We start from the raw sequence: 18,590 nt of genomic DNA on the forward strand, positions 1-18,590 counted from the left end.
TATCACTCACAAATAAGACTGAATTTCATATGATAAAGTGAGAATGTAAACCTTCATGTAAGGAGGTAAACTTATGGAGGGGAATAAGCAACAATTTCTCACTAAACGTGAAAGAGAAATATTCGAATTACTTATCCAGAATAAGACGACTAAAATGATTGCTAGTGAGCTTTTCATTAGTGAAAAAACAGTACGGAATCACATATCAAATGTTATACAAAAGTTATCTGTTACAAGTCGTACACAGGCAATAGTGGAATTGATTAAAATGGATGAGATTAAATTGTAACCACCTAAATTAGGTGGTTTTTTCATGTTCACACTTGAATTTATTTCTAAACTAATGTTACAATATAATTTGTATATAACAGAAAGGTGATTACTATGAACCGGGAAATAAAAGGACAAATACATAAAGTATCAAAGGACTATAAATTAATTAGTATACAAATTAAAAATAAATTAGAATTTTTTTACTTACAACCTCGATTTGTGAGAGATTTTAGAAAATATTTATATCGAGGTGTTTTTGTTGTCTTTTCTTGTGATGAAAAGAAATTTAAAATGAAAAGAAGATTGGTTTCTCGGGTAATCGCATTTGAAAAAATTCTTGGAAATAGATATCATCGTAAATTTTCTTATTTTGATCAAAAGATATCTAGACAAAATATTTTGGATAAATTAAATCAATATGACTATCGTTTATTTCTTGATTTAGAAATGACACTTCAAAGGTCAAAATATGAAAGTGAAGAGATTATTCAAATTGGAGCTATTTTAGTTGATAAGAATGATCAAGAGGTATGGACATATAATCAGTTTATCAAACCAACTTTAATTAATATTGTATCAAATAGAACGATTAAATTTTTAAATATAGATGAAAATAAAATTTATAACGGCATTAATTATCAATCTTTTTATGATACGATTAAAATAATTCTCTTACGTTATAAACCATGTGTTGTTGTTTGGGGAAATAATGACAAGTTTGCGTTAGAGAAATCATATACTATTAATAAAGTATCTCCAATATTTTTTGATAATGACTTTATAAACATGCAATATGTACTTAAGAAGTATTATAATTTTAATAATGAATTAGGGTTATTTAACACAGCGAAAATTTATCAAATTGATTGTGGAGAACAACTTCATGATGCTTATGATGATGCACGCGTAACAAAATTAATATTCAATAAGTTTTATGACATTGCTTTTAATAGTTTAGATTTTGATTTTAAAAGTGCGATGAAAGAGCATCATTCTAAATAAAAGTTGAAAGTAGGTGAGTATTTGAAAGAACGAATTGCGATTATAGATTCTGGCATTGGTGGTTTGCCTATTTTTAATCAGTTTATTCGTCATATAACTTGCGTTACTTACTTGGCTGATAATAAGTTTTTTCCATATGGAACAAAAGATGATATAGAATTAATCAATATTCTTGATCGAATTATTTTTTATTTTCTTAATCATCGATATCAAAAAGTAGTATTAGCTTGTAATACTGCTTCTTATATTTATCATAAATATTTAAAATATAAATATAAGGATTGTGTTGTATCTATCATTGAAGATACCATTGATGATTTAAATGGTATTAATCATTTATGTAATGTTGGAATAGTAGCCACAAATCATGTTGTCAAAAGTAACATCTATTCAGATTTAATTAAAGAGAAGTATCCGGTTGAAACGATAACTTTACCAGCAAGTGAGCTTGTAAAGTTATGTGAAGAAAATGATAAAACAGGTATTGAAGATTTTATAAAGAATCATTTTCATGTTTTTAAAACGAAAAATATTGATGCATTGATTTTAGGATGTACGCATTTTAATCTAATTGAAAAAGAAATTTCCAATTTCTTTAATAATCAAATTCCGATTATTTGTTCTGGGTATTCTCTTATCAATCAATTCATACAAAATGATTTATGTTTAACATGTGGTAGAAACATGATTTATCTAACAGATTATCAAAAGAAATACATCGATAAAATCAAGTTTTTATTTAAAGACTTAAGAAATATTAAAATTCAGGCATTAAATATCTAAATAGTAAGTACACTTTATATGAAGTGTACTTATTTTTGATTAGGTGATAAATATGTTTAATAAATTTTATTTTAAGTTTTTTTTATTTTGTCTTATTTTATTGTTATGTGCATTAATTATTGATTCTAAAAGAAGTGGTTTAAAACTCCCCGTGTATTTAAAAGAAGAAGTTAAGTTAGAGAATACCTATCAAGATGTAGAGGATTATTTGATCTATGTTTCTGATTTAAATGATATGATATTTCCTTTAAATATCATCGCAAAAGAGAAGGATACATTCAAAATTAACTTCTATGATTCAATAATTACTAACACATTAGATAAACAAATTTATATGAGGTTTTCATTACTAACCAATTATAGTAACTATTTACCGATAGGGATTAAAACATTAATCCCTAAATCATCAAGATTAATGAGTTATCAATTAAATGATGAGTTATTAACCTTAAATGTATCTAAAGAATTTTTAAATTATAATAGAGAATTTGAAGAAGAAATACTTAAGATATTAACCTATACGTTTACCTCAATCCCAGGAATTAATGAAATAAGGTTAGTTTGTGATAATGAGGAAGTAAATTTTACAAAATTATATAAAGAGACATTTATAAAAGAAGATTTTATTTTAAATGTGTTCTTAAATACAGCAAACATAAATAATTCAATACAATATAATATCTATTATTTAACTAATGTTAATAATAGTTATTATTTAGTACCAACGACTATATTTGATGTAAGGAATGAATTAACACAACATGAAAATGTGAAAGTATTATTGACTAGGACATTTAATATTCCTTTAATCACTTTTATTGAAGCAAATAATTTGGAGAAAATCGCAAATACGACAATTTTTCAAGAAAATTTATCATATTATCAATATTATTTAACTTGTTTTGATAATAATATAATAGAAAAGGATTATTCGGTTGATATTAAAAATGTTAACTTTTATGAAATAGAATTTAACTAGATTATTTATTTAAACAATGGTATAATTTAGGAGAAATATTTAAGTAAGGATGATAAATATGCGTAACAATAATAGACAAAGTGATGAAAAAAGAGCAGTGACATTTGATTTAAATGTGAACATGCATGCTGAAGGGTCGGTACTTGTAAGTTTGGGAAACACAAAGGTTATTTGTACAGCGACAATAGATGAAAAAATCCCTCCATTTTTACGAGGTGAAAATAAAGGGTGGGTAACTGCTGAATATTCAATGCTTCCTAGAGCGACGAATGTGAGAAATGTGAGAGAGTCAGCTAGAGGGAAACTAACCGGTAGAACGATGGAAATTCAACGACTCGTTGGAAGAACCTTAAGAAGTATTGTTGATTTACACAAATTAGGTGAACGATCTATCACAATTGATTGTGATGTTATCCAAGCAGATGGGGGAACAAGAACAGCCTCAATTACCGGTGGTTTTATCGCCATGAAAATGGCAATCAATAAACTGCTTGAAGCAAAAGTTATTACTGAAGATCCTATTAAAGAATACCTTGCTGCTTTATCCGTAGGAATTTGTGAAGGGGAAGTTAGATTAGATTTAGAATATGAAGAAGATTCTAAAGCAGAAGTTGATATGAATATAGTGATGACTGAAAGTGGACAATTTGTTGAAATACAAGGAACGGGTGAAGAACACACTTTCAGTGAAGAACAGTTAATGGAAATGATAAAACTAGCAAAAAAAGGAATTAAAGAACTTATAAAATCACAGAAAGAAGCATTAGGAGAGTAATATGGAAACCGTTTATATCGCAACTAAAAATAAAGGGAAGATAAAAGAGTTTGAACATTTCTTTAATAAGAATAATATTAAGGTTAAATCACTATTAGATATAGATCAATCGATAGAAATTGAAGAAACAGGAAAAACGTTTGAAGAAAATGCTTTGATTAAAGCACATACAATATGTGATTTAATTCAAATACCAGTTTTAGCGGATGATTCAGGACTTGAAGTTGATATCTTAAATAATGAACCAGGTATTTATTCAGCAAGATATGCTGGCGTTCATGGGAATGATTTACAAAATAATATTAAATTATTAGAAAATCTAAAAGATATACCATATGAGAAAAGAACAGCACATTTTGTTTGTGCCTTAGCACTTGTTTATCCTTCTGGTAAAGAAATTGTCGTCCGTGGAACATGCGAAGGATATATCATAGAAAAGATGCGTGGTGAGAATGGATTTGGATATGATCCATTATTCTTTATTCCTTCTTTAAATAAAACCTATGCAGAGTTAACAAAGAATGAAAAAATGTATATTAGTCATAGGGGAAACGCCTTAGAAAAATTAGAGAAGGTGTTTATTAATGACTAAAATTGTTGTTGTGAGTGATAGCCACGGATTAATTAAAGAATTAGAGGATATTTATTTTCGTTTCAAAGATGAAACCAATTATTTTATTCATTGTGGAGATAGTGAAATGGATGAGAATCATCCTATTTTAAATCATTATAAATCAGTTAATGGTAATTGTGATGATCATATGTTTCCTAATGAATATATATTTACAGTAGAAAATAAAAAAATACTTGTTGTACATGGACACTACCATAGTGTGAAATATAATCTTAATAGTTTATATTTTTACGCTTTAGAAAAAGGTGCGGATGTTGTTTTATATGGACACACGCATTTTCCATCTGTTTATCAATATGAAGACATCACTTTTATTAACCCAGGTAGTATCTTAGGTAATCGAGGGATTAGAGGTAGAAGTTATGCAGTACTAGAAATCAAAAATGGTAAATTAGATGTGAAGCATTATAATGCCTTAAATAATAAGTCTTATGATATATCTAAATAAATTATTTTTTCTTTGTTTAGATAATATATACTTTATTAAATAAAATAAAATAATTTGCATAAAATATAAAAAAGGTCTTTACAAAATTTCATTTTTTGTTTATAATAATTTATGCAAGTTTGGTGATTATATCAAGAAGGACACACCTGTTCCCATACCGAACACAGAAGTTAAGCTTCTTAGAGCCGATGATAGTTCACGCGAAAGTAGGACGTCGCCAAGCTTGCTTATAACATGCGAGCGTAGTTTAATGGTAGAACCTCAGCCTTCCAAGCTGACTGTGAGGGTTCGATTCCCTTCGCTCGCTCCATTTTTATAAACCTAAGCTCATTAAATTGAGTTTTTTTATTTTAATTGGAGGAATACCCAAGTGGCTGAAGGGGTCGGCTTGGAAAGCTGATAGATCATTAACGTGATGCAGGAGTTCGAATCTCCTTTCCTCCGCCATGTAAATTTAAATAATCAAAGTCGCCAAAAAGTGCTTTTTATGGCTTTATTTAGCTGTTTACAGTGCTTTTATTAAGCGACTTTTTTTTGTTTACATTATGTGGTTTTGTGAAGTTACAAAAAACGCTTCTAATGACCGGATTTGAAATGAACATCCTTTAAACTAACAATACATCTCGTATCTGTGGATGATTTTTGCTATAATTATATCTAAAGGGTGATGACAAATGTATAAGATTGCAAGACTGAAAATTAGTGTTAAAGATCAAAATGAAAATAACCAACTGAATTAGTTGAAGAGCTATTAGCAATGTTATATAAAAATGGGCAAATTCTATATAATTACATTGTTGAAAAACACGATGATTTTTATATACAGGCAATAAAAAGTATACAGGCTTTCCAATTTTATTTTCCAGTTCACGACATATCTCTACTCCTCTTTTGGATAATTGTGAGTCGTGATATGTAAGTTGTCGCTTAGTAAATCTGTCAGATAACGAACTCATCCATACATTTTCAACGCTATTATACATTCTCTGATAACTTAAAATTGTAAAATGCTCATCCTCTTTAAATACATAAGGTACTTTAGTTAATGCTATTTCCTTGCCACAGTCTCCACATAATATCGGGCTAGTATCCTCTGTATAGTATGTTCCAAGAACATAAAAACTGTGCTCTTCACAGTGACATGAGTCTGTAGCAAATGCATCATCAGAAATTAATTCGTATGTAAATTCGACCTTTTCTAGAATTTTGTTAATATACTTATTATAGTATTTCGATTCCAGAGAATCATTATCAGTGGTTGTCACAGATATAGATCAAAAGTTTGCTAAGAATACTGTTCAGCAAGTATATTTTTTATTGAATAAAATGAATTAACCATTATACTCCTAATGAAATATTTTGAGTTTATCACGATTTTTATTACAGAAAACAAATAATGATGATGAAAATAGATCTTAGTTAAATTCTTCTTGAACAATTAAATCAATTGTTACCAGCATATGAATTTATCATTGAGAAAAGCATTGTTATTGATAAGGTTTTGTTAGTGGATAATGCTAAAAGAATTAATTATATAGAACACTTTGTAAATATTTACAATTTGTCCTATAAATGATAATATGAAATTATTCTTTAATAAAACAAGGGGGGCATAGCACATGAAAAAGAAAATAATTATATTTAGCCTAGTAATTTCAATAGTAGGGGCATCAATAGGAGGATATTTGTTAGGGAAAAAATCCACGACAATTTCCAAGACAGAATCAGAGGAATCATATGTATATTATTGTATATTGGACGGACCCGGTGTATTGGGTAGCGTCTGGGTTGATCCAGAATATAATGATTATCCTAAATATTATACTGCTAAAACATATTCAGATGAATATAATTATACGCTAGAACCAGACTGGATAAGTTGCGAAAAGGTTTATCAACATTAAAAATACTTAAAGGGCTTCTAAAAGAGGTCTTTTTTTATTAAACCAGTATCTTATTTGGTCAATCTTTCTTATCAATTTGATCGTAATCTAATGATATTCTGACTTTTAATTTAGCTATTTGATTTCATTTTGTATCATCTTGATTAGTTCAATAGTTCTAACTTGATTAATTAACTAAACTTTTGTTTTAACTAAGAAATGACAATATAGATGAAAATTATGATTATGATAGGTATATGGAGGAACTAGAGGTTTTGACAAGAGAGTAACAGAAAAATACACTTTAAAACGTGAAATGAAGGAACTGAGATCCTAAAAATCAACTATGTAGTTGACGGTGTATCTGGAGTTATTAGAACTGTTGAAACAGTAAACGAAGATGGAAAAGCAGAATATGACTCTGAAGACGAATACTAAGAAGAGAAAGAAGAAGAGCATAATAATGCTATGAACAACTACAACTAAAAAATGAAAAAAAGACTGAGATTGAACTGAAAAATCCTAGTCTTTTTTGTATCACAATTAGGCGATGATTTTTAAAATGTTTAATGAAAATAAAAACTTTGTAGATATCCTGATTTACGAATGGAAAAAAATGCATTTAATTGTCGTCTGATCCATAAAATTAGTTAAAAAAATTGGTCTAATATGGTAAAATAGATATACAGTTAATATAAGATTTTACATATTTTTTTTATAAAAAACAAAATTTCAAAAATACAACACACAATGGACGGAGGATTGCTTTATATATGAAATCTAAGAAAGAAAAAAAACCTAAAAAAAGAGGGTTCTTCAAAAGTATATTTGGTAAGTCAAAATCAAAAGTGGAACTAAACTTAGATGCTCAATTAGATGAATCAGCAGTGGATCAATCGGTAACAGAAGAAGAATTGATGCAAAAAGAGATGGATGCAGACGAAGAGGAAGCAAATTTACAGAAACCAAAGAGTGTTATTTCTCGAGAACACATTTTTGTAAAAGACGTGGATCCTAAAAAATATTGCGATGATTTATATTCTTATTTACAAGATAATGGATTATCAGTAAACATGAACAACGTACGAGAAATGTTTGCTTCTATGGCTGCAACAAAATTGATAATCGTTAAAAGCGAAGATCCAATACTTTCACAAAGATTTGTGGAGTTGTTTTCTGATTTCATTGGGGCTTACTATACAAAAGACAAAGTAAAACCGAATCTGGAATTATTTGATGATTTGTATTTAGATAATTATCGTTTTAAAAAATTCATTTTAAAGGCGAATCATGATCCAAACAAAATCAATATCATGTCTTTAAGAGATGTAAAACTAGACACATTGGAACAGTGTTTTGATAAAGTGTTGGAATATGCTTGGAATCCTTTGCTAGCATGTAACATCGAAAGCAGTATCTTCAGTTTCGTAAAAGAAATGCCGATAAATACATGGTTTATGGTGATACCAAAAGACAGTAATGATACATTTATGTCAGAAACATTAGGGAATAGTGCCATAACACTTGAACTAAACGCGAAAACAATAGAACCAAAAGAAGAAGTATACGAAAACGAGAAAAAACTTTCGTATGAATTTATGACGAACCTGTTATTGGAAGGATACGAGAAATTCTATATCAAAGAAGCTGCTTGGAAAAAAGTTGATAAAGTGGAAGAGTATTTAAAAGAGTACAGTACATTTACATTAGATAACCGTATGTTTCGCCAACTAGAACGATATACTTCAACTTATCTTATGTTTGGTGGAGACGAATATGAGGCAATGGATAGTGTACTTTATGCAAAACTATTAAGAGTAATATCAATTTTGAAAATCAATATAGATCAAGATAGTGAAAAAGGATTGTTCCAACTATTCGAGAAATTATATGGATTAGAAAATTTGACAAGATCAAAAACGATATTAAAAGAAATACAAGAAATGAACCGATAATAAAGTTTGTTTAGGAGACGATAACTATGGAGAACATTCGAAATGCTTTACTAGAACTAAAACTCCTTCTAAGATTTAGAGAAACCATAAACTGGATTTGGACCATTCTAACAAGTAACATCGCAATTATCATTTATATCATTCTTCTATTATTGTTGCTACTTGTAACAATCTTATTGATGATATCAAATGAAATGAGACGTACCGAACAAAATGAAGATCCAACATTTGAACAAGATATAAACATTACTCTAGAGCAAGATGGAGAATCACAACAAACGCAATTTGAAAACGAAGAGTCTACAGACGAGTCTCGATTTTTCATGTTACGTCAAATAGACAAAGAAGCAAAAGCAGCTAACAATCATTTGTACGACAACGAGATTACATTTGAAGAACTGTGTAACGAATTCCGCTACTTTGCAGCGGGAACATTAGGACTATATTACGATATCAAAGACATTAGACGCTTTGTCGGAGGTCTCGCAGTAAGTCATATTATGATCCTACAAGGGATGTCAGGTACCGGTAAAACATCACTAGCATATGCATTTGGAGAGTATCTAAGCAATTCATCGGTTGTGGTACCAATCCAACCAATGTGGAAAGAACGAACCGATTTGATTGGATATTATAACGAATTCACCAAAAAGTTTAATGAGACAACACTCCTACAAAAACTGTATGGAGCAAGTCACGACGAACAAATGTATATTACAATATTAGACGAAATGAACATCGCACGTGTGGAATACTATTTCGCCGAATTTCTATCACTACTTGAAATCCCAGACCACAACAAACGATACCTAGACGTTATCTCAGATGTGTGGGATACCGATCCAGAGTTACTACAAGATGGAAAACTAATTTTACCAAACAACATGTGGTTTATTGGAACCGCAAACAACGATGATTCGACGTTTGCGATATCAGACAAAGTATACGATAGAGCGATGGTAATTAACCTCGATAAAAAAGCACAAGCATTTATCGCAAAACCAATCAGAGGGCGAAAAGTATCGGCTACCAAGTTTGAAGAATTAATCGCAAGAGCGAGAAAAGAATATGCAATATCAAATCGTAACTTAAGAAGATTAAAAGAGTTAGACAAATACATGATTAAACAATTCCATATCTCATTTGGGAACCGTATCATGGGACAGATTATCAATTATACCCCAGTCATTGTGGCTTGTGGTGGAACCGAGTTGCAAGCACTAGATGATATTATGTCAAAAAAAGTACTACGAAAACTAGAAACCAAAAACATGGTGTACGTAAAAAGCGAAGCACCAGGATTAATCGCATACATTGAAGAACTATTTGGCGAAGGCGAAATGGAACAATGTATCGAATATATCAGAAACATTGAAATTAACGCGTAATACAAAGTTATATGTTTCGAAAATTATTAAAGTTCAGAACAGGAATTACATTATAAAACTTAGAGAAAGGATGATTCGAATATGAAGTTAATGGAATTATATATTCAGGCTTTTAGAGCGTTAAGAAAACATACCAAAGACGACGAAAATAGTAAAAAACTACGTAATGCAATTATATATTCGAATCATGAGAACGAAGTTTTTACTACGATCAAATACGATTGTAAAATCAATGTTGAATGGGTGGAAAACATCGAAGAAGGATTAAAGTTTGTCGAAAACGCAATTAACGAAGACAGACAGTTCATCCGAACTGAAGGAGAAGTCGTTCCAATCGAAAAAGTGAAGCGTATATCTAAATCATCCATCGAACACTTATCGAGACACAGTAATTTCATTACTCGACTTCCAAAAGACAACACCGCAGACATTATTCCAGAAAAACTATATATCGTTGAAAAACTGAGTGATTACTTGGTGTATGAAAACAGATTTTTGTACTTGCTTTTATGTTATGTAAAAGACTTTATTGAAATCCGTTTAAACAAAATCAAAGACAAAACCACCACCTATCAATCACAAATGAGTTTTGATAAAGACATTGAAGAAACAAGTCGTAACATTAAATACAAGCTAGAATACTCTGATATTTACAAGAACGATCCATACTTAATTGAGCAGTTTAGCGAAATACCTCTTGTAAATAGAGTAGAGACAAGTTACGCAGTTGCAGTTGCGTTACTGAATACACCGTTAATGAAGGCTTGTGCCAAAGCACCTTTAATCAAACCACCAATTACCAAAACGAATGTACTTCGTATGAATCAAAACTTTAAAGCTGCGCTAAAACTATACGATTACATTACTGCATACAACCAAGAAGGTTATGAAATCATTGAACGAAAAACCACGATGCAACCATTCACACCTGAAATGGATGACGAAATTGCCGAGACAGTTGAGTTAACATCAGTAATAGGATATATCACAGGTAACGAACTTCGAGAAACGTTTGAAAACAAAATTCTACAAAAGGAAAAGCAAAAACAAGAAGCGGAAACCAAGAAAAAAGTAGAAGAAATCAAACGACTCAAAAAACGTATTGTTGAGATGAATGAAGATCCAGCGGAATACATTTTAATGTTAGAGAAACGAAACGCTAAGTTGGAAAGAACAAGTCTCGAACTAATTAAAGAAAAAGAATTAAACAGTGAGTTAAACATCAAAATCAATGAACTAAAAGACCAACAATTGGATTTGGAAAAATCGATCAATTGCTTAAACAATACCATTTCTGATTACAGTGACAAAATCGATGAGATGAATCAAAAATACTTTGACGACATGGTAGAAGCAGAAAACATTCATCAACAAGAAATAGAAAGCTTAAAGAAACATCATACCAAAGTAATCAAAGAACTTAACGAAGAACGATACAAGCAAATGCAAGATCTACAAGAAGTATTTATCAGAGAACGCAAAGACCTACAAAAAACGCACGAAAACGAGATAAAAAATCTGAACGACAAACAAGAATTGCGTGCTTTCATGTCAGATATAAAAATCATCAAGTTAGAAAAAGATATCGTAGCCCTTGAAGCGGAAATTGAACTACATAAATCATCGCTAAATCAGCTTGAAACAGAAGCAAAACGATTGGATGAAGAAAAGAACTACACCAAAGCTCAGTATTTGGCTTTAAGAACACAACAAGGATTACTAACCGAAGAAGACGATTATTCTTCAAAAGAAAAATTCATACAAATGGAACTTGAAATGAAAGCTTACAAAAAATTGTTTAGAGAAGAATGGAAACGCACTAAAAAGCGTATACGTGAACAAGTAAAAGTAGAATCATGAATGTATTCCAAAACAAACGAAGAACAAAACAATAGCGACATAAATTAATAGACAAAATAAAGAATGATTGGGAGAGTACTATGAAAAATTCCTATGTGAAAAAATTAGTGGCCTTGTACTTTTCAATCTTCATTGTTGGGATGTTATTGGTATTATCATTAATTGGCAAAGAAAGCATTGTGGACCGATCAATCGTGATTGGACCAAGTGAGCAAATATTTGTCCTAATGGCATCTTTAATTGTGATTGTGGCACTTATATCTATTACGATTAATATGTACAAGCATCGTAAGAAATTGATTTCTTTAGAACCTCCCACAATCCAAGTAGAGGAACTAAATGTTTCACATTCAATGGAGTTTGTAGGAACGAAACAGACCGAATCATATTTTAAAAACGAAGAGTCTACAGACGAGTCTCGATTTTTCATGTTACGTCAAATAGACAAAGAAGCAAAAGCAGCTAACAATCATTTGTACGACAACGAGATTACATTTGAAGAACTGTGTAACGAATTTCGCTACTTTGCAGCGGGAACATTAGGACTATATTACGATATCAAAGACATTAGACGCTTTGTCGGAGGTCTCGCAGTAAGTCATATTATGATCCTACAAGGGATGTCAGGTACCGGTAAAACTTCACTAGCATATGCATTTGGAGAGTATCTAAACAATTCATCGGTTGTGGTACCAATCCAACCAATGTGGAAAGAACGAACCGATTTGATTGGATATTATAACGAATTCACCAAAAAGTTTAATGAGACAACACTCCTACAAAAACTGTATGGAGCAAGTCACGACGAACAAATGTATATTACAATATTAGACGAAATGAACATCGCACGAGTGGAATACTATTTCGCCGAATTCCTATCACTACTCGAAATCCCAGACCACAACAAACGATACCTAGACGTTATCTCAGATGTGTGGGATACCGATCCAGAGTTACTACAAGATGGAAAACTAATTTTACCAAACAACATGTGGTTTATTGGAACCGCAAACAACGATGATTCGACGTTTGCGATATCAGACAAAGTATACGATAGAGCGATGGTAATTAACCTCGATAAAAAAGCACAAGCATTTATCGCAAAACCAATCAGAGGGCGAAATGTATCGGCTACCAAGTTTGAAGAATTAATCGCAAGAGCGAGAAAAGAATATGCAATATCAAATCGTAACTTAAGAAGATTAAAAGAGTTAGACAAATACATGATTAAACAATTCCATATCTCATTTGGGAACCGTATCATGGGACAGATTATCAATTATACCCCAGTCATTGTGGCTTGTGGTGGAACCGAGTTGCAAGCACTAGATGATATTATGTCAAAAAAAGTACTACGAAAACTAGAAACCAAAAACATGGTGTACGTAAAAAGCGAAGCACCAGGATTAATTGCATACATTGAAGAACTATTTGGCGAAGGTGAAATGGAACAATGTATCGAATATATTAGAAACATCGAAATTAACGTGTAAATGTATAGAACACTAGAGAATAAAAAGGATGTGATTATATGAAGAATAAAGGATTGATTATCAGTAGTGGTATAGCTGTTGTTACCATTCTTTTTGTTATCGCATATTCACTGTTCAATGTGTTCGGAGTAACCCAATCAAGAGTCGTTCGAAACGAACTCACCATTGTAACAGGAAGTTCAGACAAACTGTATGATGGTACCTCACTGTCGAATGACGAATGGTACATTGAAAGTGGAAGCTTGTATGAAGGAGATACGCTTGAAACCGTGATGGGAACTTCAATAACAAACCCTTCATCTGTCGATAACGAAATCGGTGTAACAATTTTAGACAGCAAAGGGAAAAACGTAACCATCAACTATAAAATACACTATAAGCTAGGAACCTTAACTGTTCGTCCAATCGAACTTACTATACAAACCGAAGGTAGTAGCAAATACTTTGATGGTAGTCCTTTAACGCATCAAGTCTGGAGAATGCAATTTGGAGAGTTGTTTGATGGACACCGACTTGAGTATGCAATGAACTCGACAATTACTGCTCCAGGTACGATAGACAACGAAATAGATATTACGATATTGGACGAAAATGATGATGTAGTAAATCATATTTATGATATTACATATAATTTAGGAAACTTAACGGTATACGGAAGAGATATCACCATTTCAACAGATACCTATGAAAAAGGATATGACGGAGATCCTCTTTTAGGAGGATCTGTAACACAAACTGGAGAAATAGCCTTCTCGAATACGATTGTCTTTGGACCAGAGCAAAAACTCACCAATCCTGGAACCGTGTCAAACGAAAGAAGTGTTATCATTTATGATTCAGAGGGAAATGATATTACCGAGTTTTATAATATAACCTATGACTTTGGAACGTTAACTGTTCATCCTATTGAATTGTTTATTAGATCCGACAGCGCAACAAAAGTTTATGACGGAACACCTTTGTCAAACGATCAGTGGGAATTGGTACATGGACAAGTCTTAGATGGACATGAACTGGTAGTAGATGTAGACAACGAAATCACTGAAGTGGGAATCATTGACAATACCATTCTTGCGACTATCCTTGATGGATCAGGTGCAGATGTTAGCTATATTTACAACATCGAATACATCACTGGTACATTAGAAGTAATTGGTAGAGATTTAATTATCTCAACTGTTAGTGATAGTAAATTGTTTGATGGAACCCCATTAACATCCGATGGATATACCATTGAAATAGGACAATTATGCAACAATCATCGTATCGAATATCTCATGGCATCTTCTATCACCAACCCAGGTGACAAAGATAATAAGATTACGTTGACTATATTAAACGAAAACGATGAAATTGTGACAAGTGATTACAACATCGAGTATATGTTAGGTACATTAACGGTACTTGCGAAAGAAATCACAATTTCTACAGAAACACTAGACAAAGGATATGACGGTACCCCTCTTTTAGGTGGAACCGGAACATTAATATTTGGAGAATTAAACGAAGGCCATACAATAGAGTATGGACCAGAAGACAGCATTGTAGACCCTGGAAACAAATCAAATGAAATTGAGGCAATCATATACGATTCAGATGGAACCGACATGACTATCGGGTATGACATCACATATGAATATGGTACCTTAACCATACATGCTATTTCTCTAATTATTAAATCACCAGATGATAGTAAAACATACGATGGAACTCCTTTATCAAACAATACTTGGGAGTTAATCAATGGAACCTTATTAGAAGGTCATGAGCTAATTGTTGATGTAGACAATTCCATCACATACGTGGGTTCCATTAAAAATGTAATGAACCCTTACGTAATTGACGATACCGGAAATGACGTAAGTGACATGTATGATATTGAACAACTTACAGGAACATTAATCGTACATGGAATTGAAATAACCATTACCACAGAAACATTAGAAAAAGGATACGATGGTACCCCTCTTTTAGGTGGTTCTGGAACACTACAATTTGGTTCATTGCTAAACGGGCATTATATCGAATACGGTCTAGAACAAAGTATTACCAATCCTGGTTCTATTACCAATACCGTAGATGTTAGAGTATTTGACAGTGAAGGAACAGATGTTACCCAAGGTTATGCAATAACACATGATTATGGTACGTTAACCATTTCTCCTGTTTCTATTATTGTCAAATCACCTGATGATACCAAAATATATGATGGAACTCCATTATCAAACAACACATGGGAATTGTTTAGTGGAACGTTATTAGATAATCATACTTTAGTAGTTGATGTGGACAATGAAATCACCGATTCAGGTAGTGTTCGAAATACCATGGCTGCGTATGTTACTGATGAATTAGGTAACGATGTCAGTGATATGTATGATATCGAACACATTACTGGTAGACTAACTGTAACAAAAAGAGATATAACTATTCAAACAGATGATTATAATAAACCATATGATGGAACACCGTTATTGGGTGGAACTGGAACGATTGTTGCTGGAACACTTGTTGACAATCATATAGTCCAATATGGAACTGAACAAAGTATCACGAATCCAGGTACCATTGAGAATGGAATCGGTGTTACGATTTACGATGGATATGGGAATGATGTTACAACAAACTACAACATCATTGATGATTTTGGAACATTAACCATCCATCCAATTACACTGATTTTAACTTCAGATGATGACAGCAAAACGTATGATGGAACACCATTAACCAACAAAAACTGGGACTTATTAAGTGGTACATTATTGCCAGGTCATACTTTAGTAGTAGATGTAAGCAATCAAATCACGAACCCAGGAACCATAGAAAACACAATCGTTGCCTACGTTGTGGATGGATCGGATAATGACGTAAGTGAAAGTTATGATCTTCAGTACGTACCTGGAGACTTAACCATTAATCCAATCAATATAACAATTTCAACAGCAACGTCAGAAAAAGCATACGACGGGACACCTCTATTTGGAGGGAATGGAACATTGACAGCAGGTTCGTTAGTCCCTACACATAGCATTTCATATGGACCAGAACAAAGTATTACCAATCCTGGTGCTGTGGAAAACTCAATTGATATCACTGTTTTTGATGGAAGCGGAAATGATGTGACAATTGGGTACAATATTACCGAGAATTTTGGAACCTTAACAATAGAAAAAATTACGATAATTTTGAAATCACCTGATGCAACCAAGATATACGATGGTACTCCATTATCAGCGAATACTTATCAAGTATTAAATGGATCTGTTTTGGCAGGACATACACTATATGTTGATGTAGACAATGAAATCACCGATGTTGGTTCAATCGATAATACAATGTTTGCCTACGTTCTTGATGGTTCAGGAAATAGTGTAACGCATTATTATAGTTTCCTATACAATGAGGGTACATTAACCGTATTATCAAGTGCTTATTCATCAAGTGAAATAGCAACAGAAAGTTTTGATATACCACAACAAGATGTATTTAGAGTGTATGCTAGTTTATCAGGACGAGTATATTTTACAGATAGATCACATGGTGATTATAATCACACAGGTTGGACAGCTGGTGTCGAACAAAACACCAGTATCACCAACAATCCACTCAGTTTCCCATCTACCGCTTTAGCAGAATCGGGACGAACATCTACACAGATTAGTGTGGAATATTTAAGAGATCAAGTTCCATATTTAACCCCATATTATACTGTAGATACAATTAGTGGATTAAATGATATTCATATCACAGGAGATACTTCAATTACAAACAATATCAATATAATTATGTACGATTTTGATGAAACAGATGGTATTACCATTCAAGATGTTCTACTATCTAGTGAAGAACAAACTTACCGTACTTATGTATATGCAAACTATTTAGATATTCCAGCAGACACTTTAGCAGAAATGCTTCTAATAGCGCAAGCAAACGGCTTATCAGCTGCAAGCCCAACAATTATAGCAGATGTACAAAACTACATCCAAAATGCAGCAACCTACAATCTTGATTTTGCTTCAATACCAGAAGGAGAAGACGTTGCTGTTTACTTCTTAAACGTATCAAAAGAGGGAATCTGTCAACACTTTGCGACTGCAGCTACTTTAATGTACCGTGCCCTTGGAGTTCCTGCGAGATACGTCACAGGATTCGTTGGAAATCTAGACGCGAATCAGTGGACAACTGTTGATTCGAAACAAGCCCATGCATGGGTTGAAGTATACATAGATGGTTTAGGTTGGGTACCTGTTGAAGTAACAGGAACTGGTTCTGCAGTAGAACCAATCGATCCAATCGAAATCACAGTGATCCTGAATACTGTTAGAGAATTATACGAAGAAGGAAAAACAATTACAGCTTCTTCATTAACCATTTTAGGATACACCGATTTCTTCAAAGATGGGTATACCTATCAAGCAACATACGGAGGATCATTATCAACAATTGGTACAGCAAGTAGTACCGTCTCTTCTATGACAATTTACGATTCAGAAGGGAAAGATGTTACCAACCAATTTGCGATTACATTCATGGAAGGTGTCCTTCAACTATACGGTTATGAAATAGAACTTGTAACAAGCAACGACACCAAAATATATGATGGAACACCTCTAACCAATACTACTTACATTATTAATGGTAGTTTGGCAACAAATCACCACGTTGAATCGGTAGACTTTACAGGTTCACAAACCAATTTAGGTCTATCAGAAAATACCGCTACGATCATTATTCATGATGAAAATGATAACGATGTTACATCACTATATAGCATAGATTATACATATGGTGACTTAACCATTACTCCAAGATCCATCACAATAGAATCAGCTGATGCTACAAAAGCATTTGATGGAACACCATTAACCAGCGACTCTTATTTAGTTACTTCAGGATCATTGGCTTCTACAGATACCATTGAAATCGATATTACTGGTAGCCAAACAACGATTGGAAAGAGTATGAACACCATCAGTTCGATTACAATATTAAGCAACGGTAACGATGTAACAAGTAACTACATTATTGTCACTGTAGAAGGAGAACTAGTCGTTACTCCATATTAATAAACAAAAATAGACGATAGAGGAGGAAGCAATCCGTACGGGATTGTG

The 18,590-nt window shown here is 32.2% G+C and carries 14 protein-coding genes, 2 tRNA genes and 1 rRNA gene; 16 read left to right on the top strand and 1 reads right to left on the bottom strand.

Annotated features, from left to right (window positions below):
- Positions 1–73: 73 nt before the first annotated feature.
- The 10 genes from KHQ81_04515 to KHQ81_04560 all read left to right on the top strand — a co-directional run bounded on the left by KHQ81_04515 (position 74) and on the right by KHQ81_04560 (position 5,341).
- Positions 74–289, top strand: a complete 216-nt coding sequence (locus tag KHQ81_04515; protein ID QVK18980.1) for a response regulator transcription factor — start codon at positions 74–76, stop codon at positions 287–289.
- Positions 290–384: 95 nt separating this feature from the next.
- Positions 385–1,275, top strand: a complete 891-nt coding sequence (locus KHQ81_04520) for a hypothetical protein (protein ID QVK18981.1) — start codon at positions 385–387, stop codon at positions 1,273–1,275.
- Positions 1,276–1,296: 21 nt separating this feature from the next.
- Positions 1,297–2,058 (top strand): aspartate/glutamate racemase family protein, encoded by a 762-nt coding sequence (locus tag KHQ81_04525; protein QVK18982.1) that lies wholly within the window; start codon positions 1,297–1,299, stop codon positions 2,056–2,058.
- Between the two features lie 52 nt (positions 2,059–2,110).
- A complete protein-coding gene (locus KHQ81_04530) occupies positions 2,111–3,037 on the top strand; it encodes a GerMN domain-containing protein (protein QVK18983.1) in 927 nt (308 codons plus the stop codon).
- A 58-nt stretch (positions 3,038–3,095) separates the two neighbouring features.
- Entirely contained in the window at positions 3,096–3,812 is a 717-nt protein-coding gene (rph, locus tag KHQ81_04535) for a ribonuclease PH (protein QVK18984.1), read from the top strand.
- Between the two features lies 1 nt (position 3,813).
- Positions 3,814–4,404, top strand: a complete 591-nt coding sequence (locus KHQ81_04540) for an XTP/dITP diphosphatase (protein ID QVK18985.1) — start codon at positions 3,814–3,816, stop codon at positions 4,402–4,404.
- On the top strand, positions 4,397–4,894 hold the full coding sequence (locus KHQ81_04545; protein ID QVK18986.1) for a metallophosphoesterase: 498 nt from the start codon (positions 4,397–4,399) through the stop codon (positions 4,892–4,894). Before KHQ81_04540 ends, KHQ81_04545 begins: the two co-directional genes overlap by 8 nt.
- A 118-nt stretch (positions 4,895–5,012) precedes the next feature.
- Positions 5,013–5,117, top strand: a 5S ribosomal RNA gene (gene rrf, locus KHQ81_04550).
- 13 nt (positions 5,118–5,130) lie between these two features.
- Positions 5,131–5,204: transfer RNA gene (locus KHQ81_04555), tRNA-Gly, on the top strand.
- Between the two features lie 46 nt (positions 5,205–5,250).
- Positions 5,251–5,341, top strand: a tRNA-Ser gene (locus KHQ81_04560).
- A gap of 158 nt (positions 5,342–5,499) precedes the next feature.
- Here KHQ81_04560 and KHQ81_04565 read toward each other — a convergent pair.
- Positions 5,500–6,159 (bottom strand): DUF2310 family Zn-ribbon-containing protein, encoded by a 660-nt coding sequence (locus KHQ81_04565; protein QVK18987.1) that lies wholly within the window; start codon positions 6,157–6,159, stop codon positions 5,500–5,502.
- A gap of 354 nt (positions 6,160–6,513) precedes the next feature.
- Between KHQ81_04565 and KHQ81_04570 the strand changes: the two genes are divergently transcribed.
- The 6 genes from KHQ81_04570 to KHQ81_04595 all read left to right on the top strand — a co-directional run bounded on the left by KHQ81_04570 (position 6,514) and on the right by KHQ81_04595 (position 18,542).
- Positions 6,514–6,798 carry a hypothetical protein gene (locus KHQ81_04570; protein QVK18988.1) on the top strand — a complete coding sequence of 95 codons (285 nt, stop codon included), beginning with the start codon at positions 6,514–6,516 and terminating at the stop codon, positions 6,796–6,798.
- Between the two features lie 752 nt (positions 6,799–7,550).
- Positions 7,551–8,732, top strand: coding sequence for a hypothetical protein (locus KHQ81_04575; protein ID QVK18989.1), 1,182 nt, complete (start codon positions 7,551–7,553; stop codon positions 8,730–8,732).
- Positions 8,733–8,758: 26 nt separating this feature from the next.
- On the top strand, positions 8,759–10,120 hold the full coding sequence (locus KHQ81_04580; GenBank protein ID QVK18990.1) for an AAA family ATPase: 1,362 nt from the start codon (positions 8,759–8,761) through the stop codon (positions 10,118–10,120).
- Positions 10,121–10,201: 81 nt separating this feature from the next.
- Complete coding sequence (locus KHQ81_04585) at positions 10,202–11,980, top strand: DUF2357 domain-containing protein (protein QVK18991.1); 1,779 nt, start codon at positions 10,202–10,204, stop codon at positions 11,978–11,980.
- 80 nt (positions 11,981–12,060) lie between these two features.
- Positions 12,061–13,473 (top strand): AAA family ATPase, encoded by a 1,413-nt coding sequence (locus KHQ81_04590; protein QVK18992.1) that lies wholly within the window; start codon positions 12,061–12,063, stop codon positions 13,471–13,473.
- Positions 13,474–13,511: 38 nt separating this feature from the next.
- Complete coding sequence (locus tag KHQ81_04595; GenBank protein QVK18993.1) at positions 13,512–18,542, top strand: transglutaminase domain-containing protein; 5,031 nt, start codon at positions 13,512–13,514, stop codon at positions 18,540–18,542.
- The last annotated feature ends 48 nt before the right edge of the window (positions 18,543–18,590 follow it).

The organism is Mycoplasmatota bacterium (assembly GCA_018394295.1).
Classification (GTDB): domain Bacteria; phylum Bacillota_I; class Bacilli_A; order Haloplasmatales; family Haloplasmataceae; genus JAENYC01.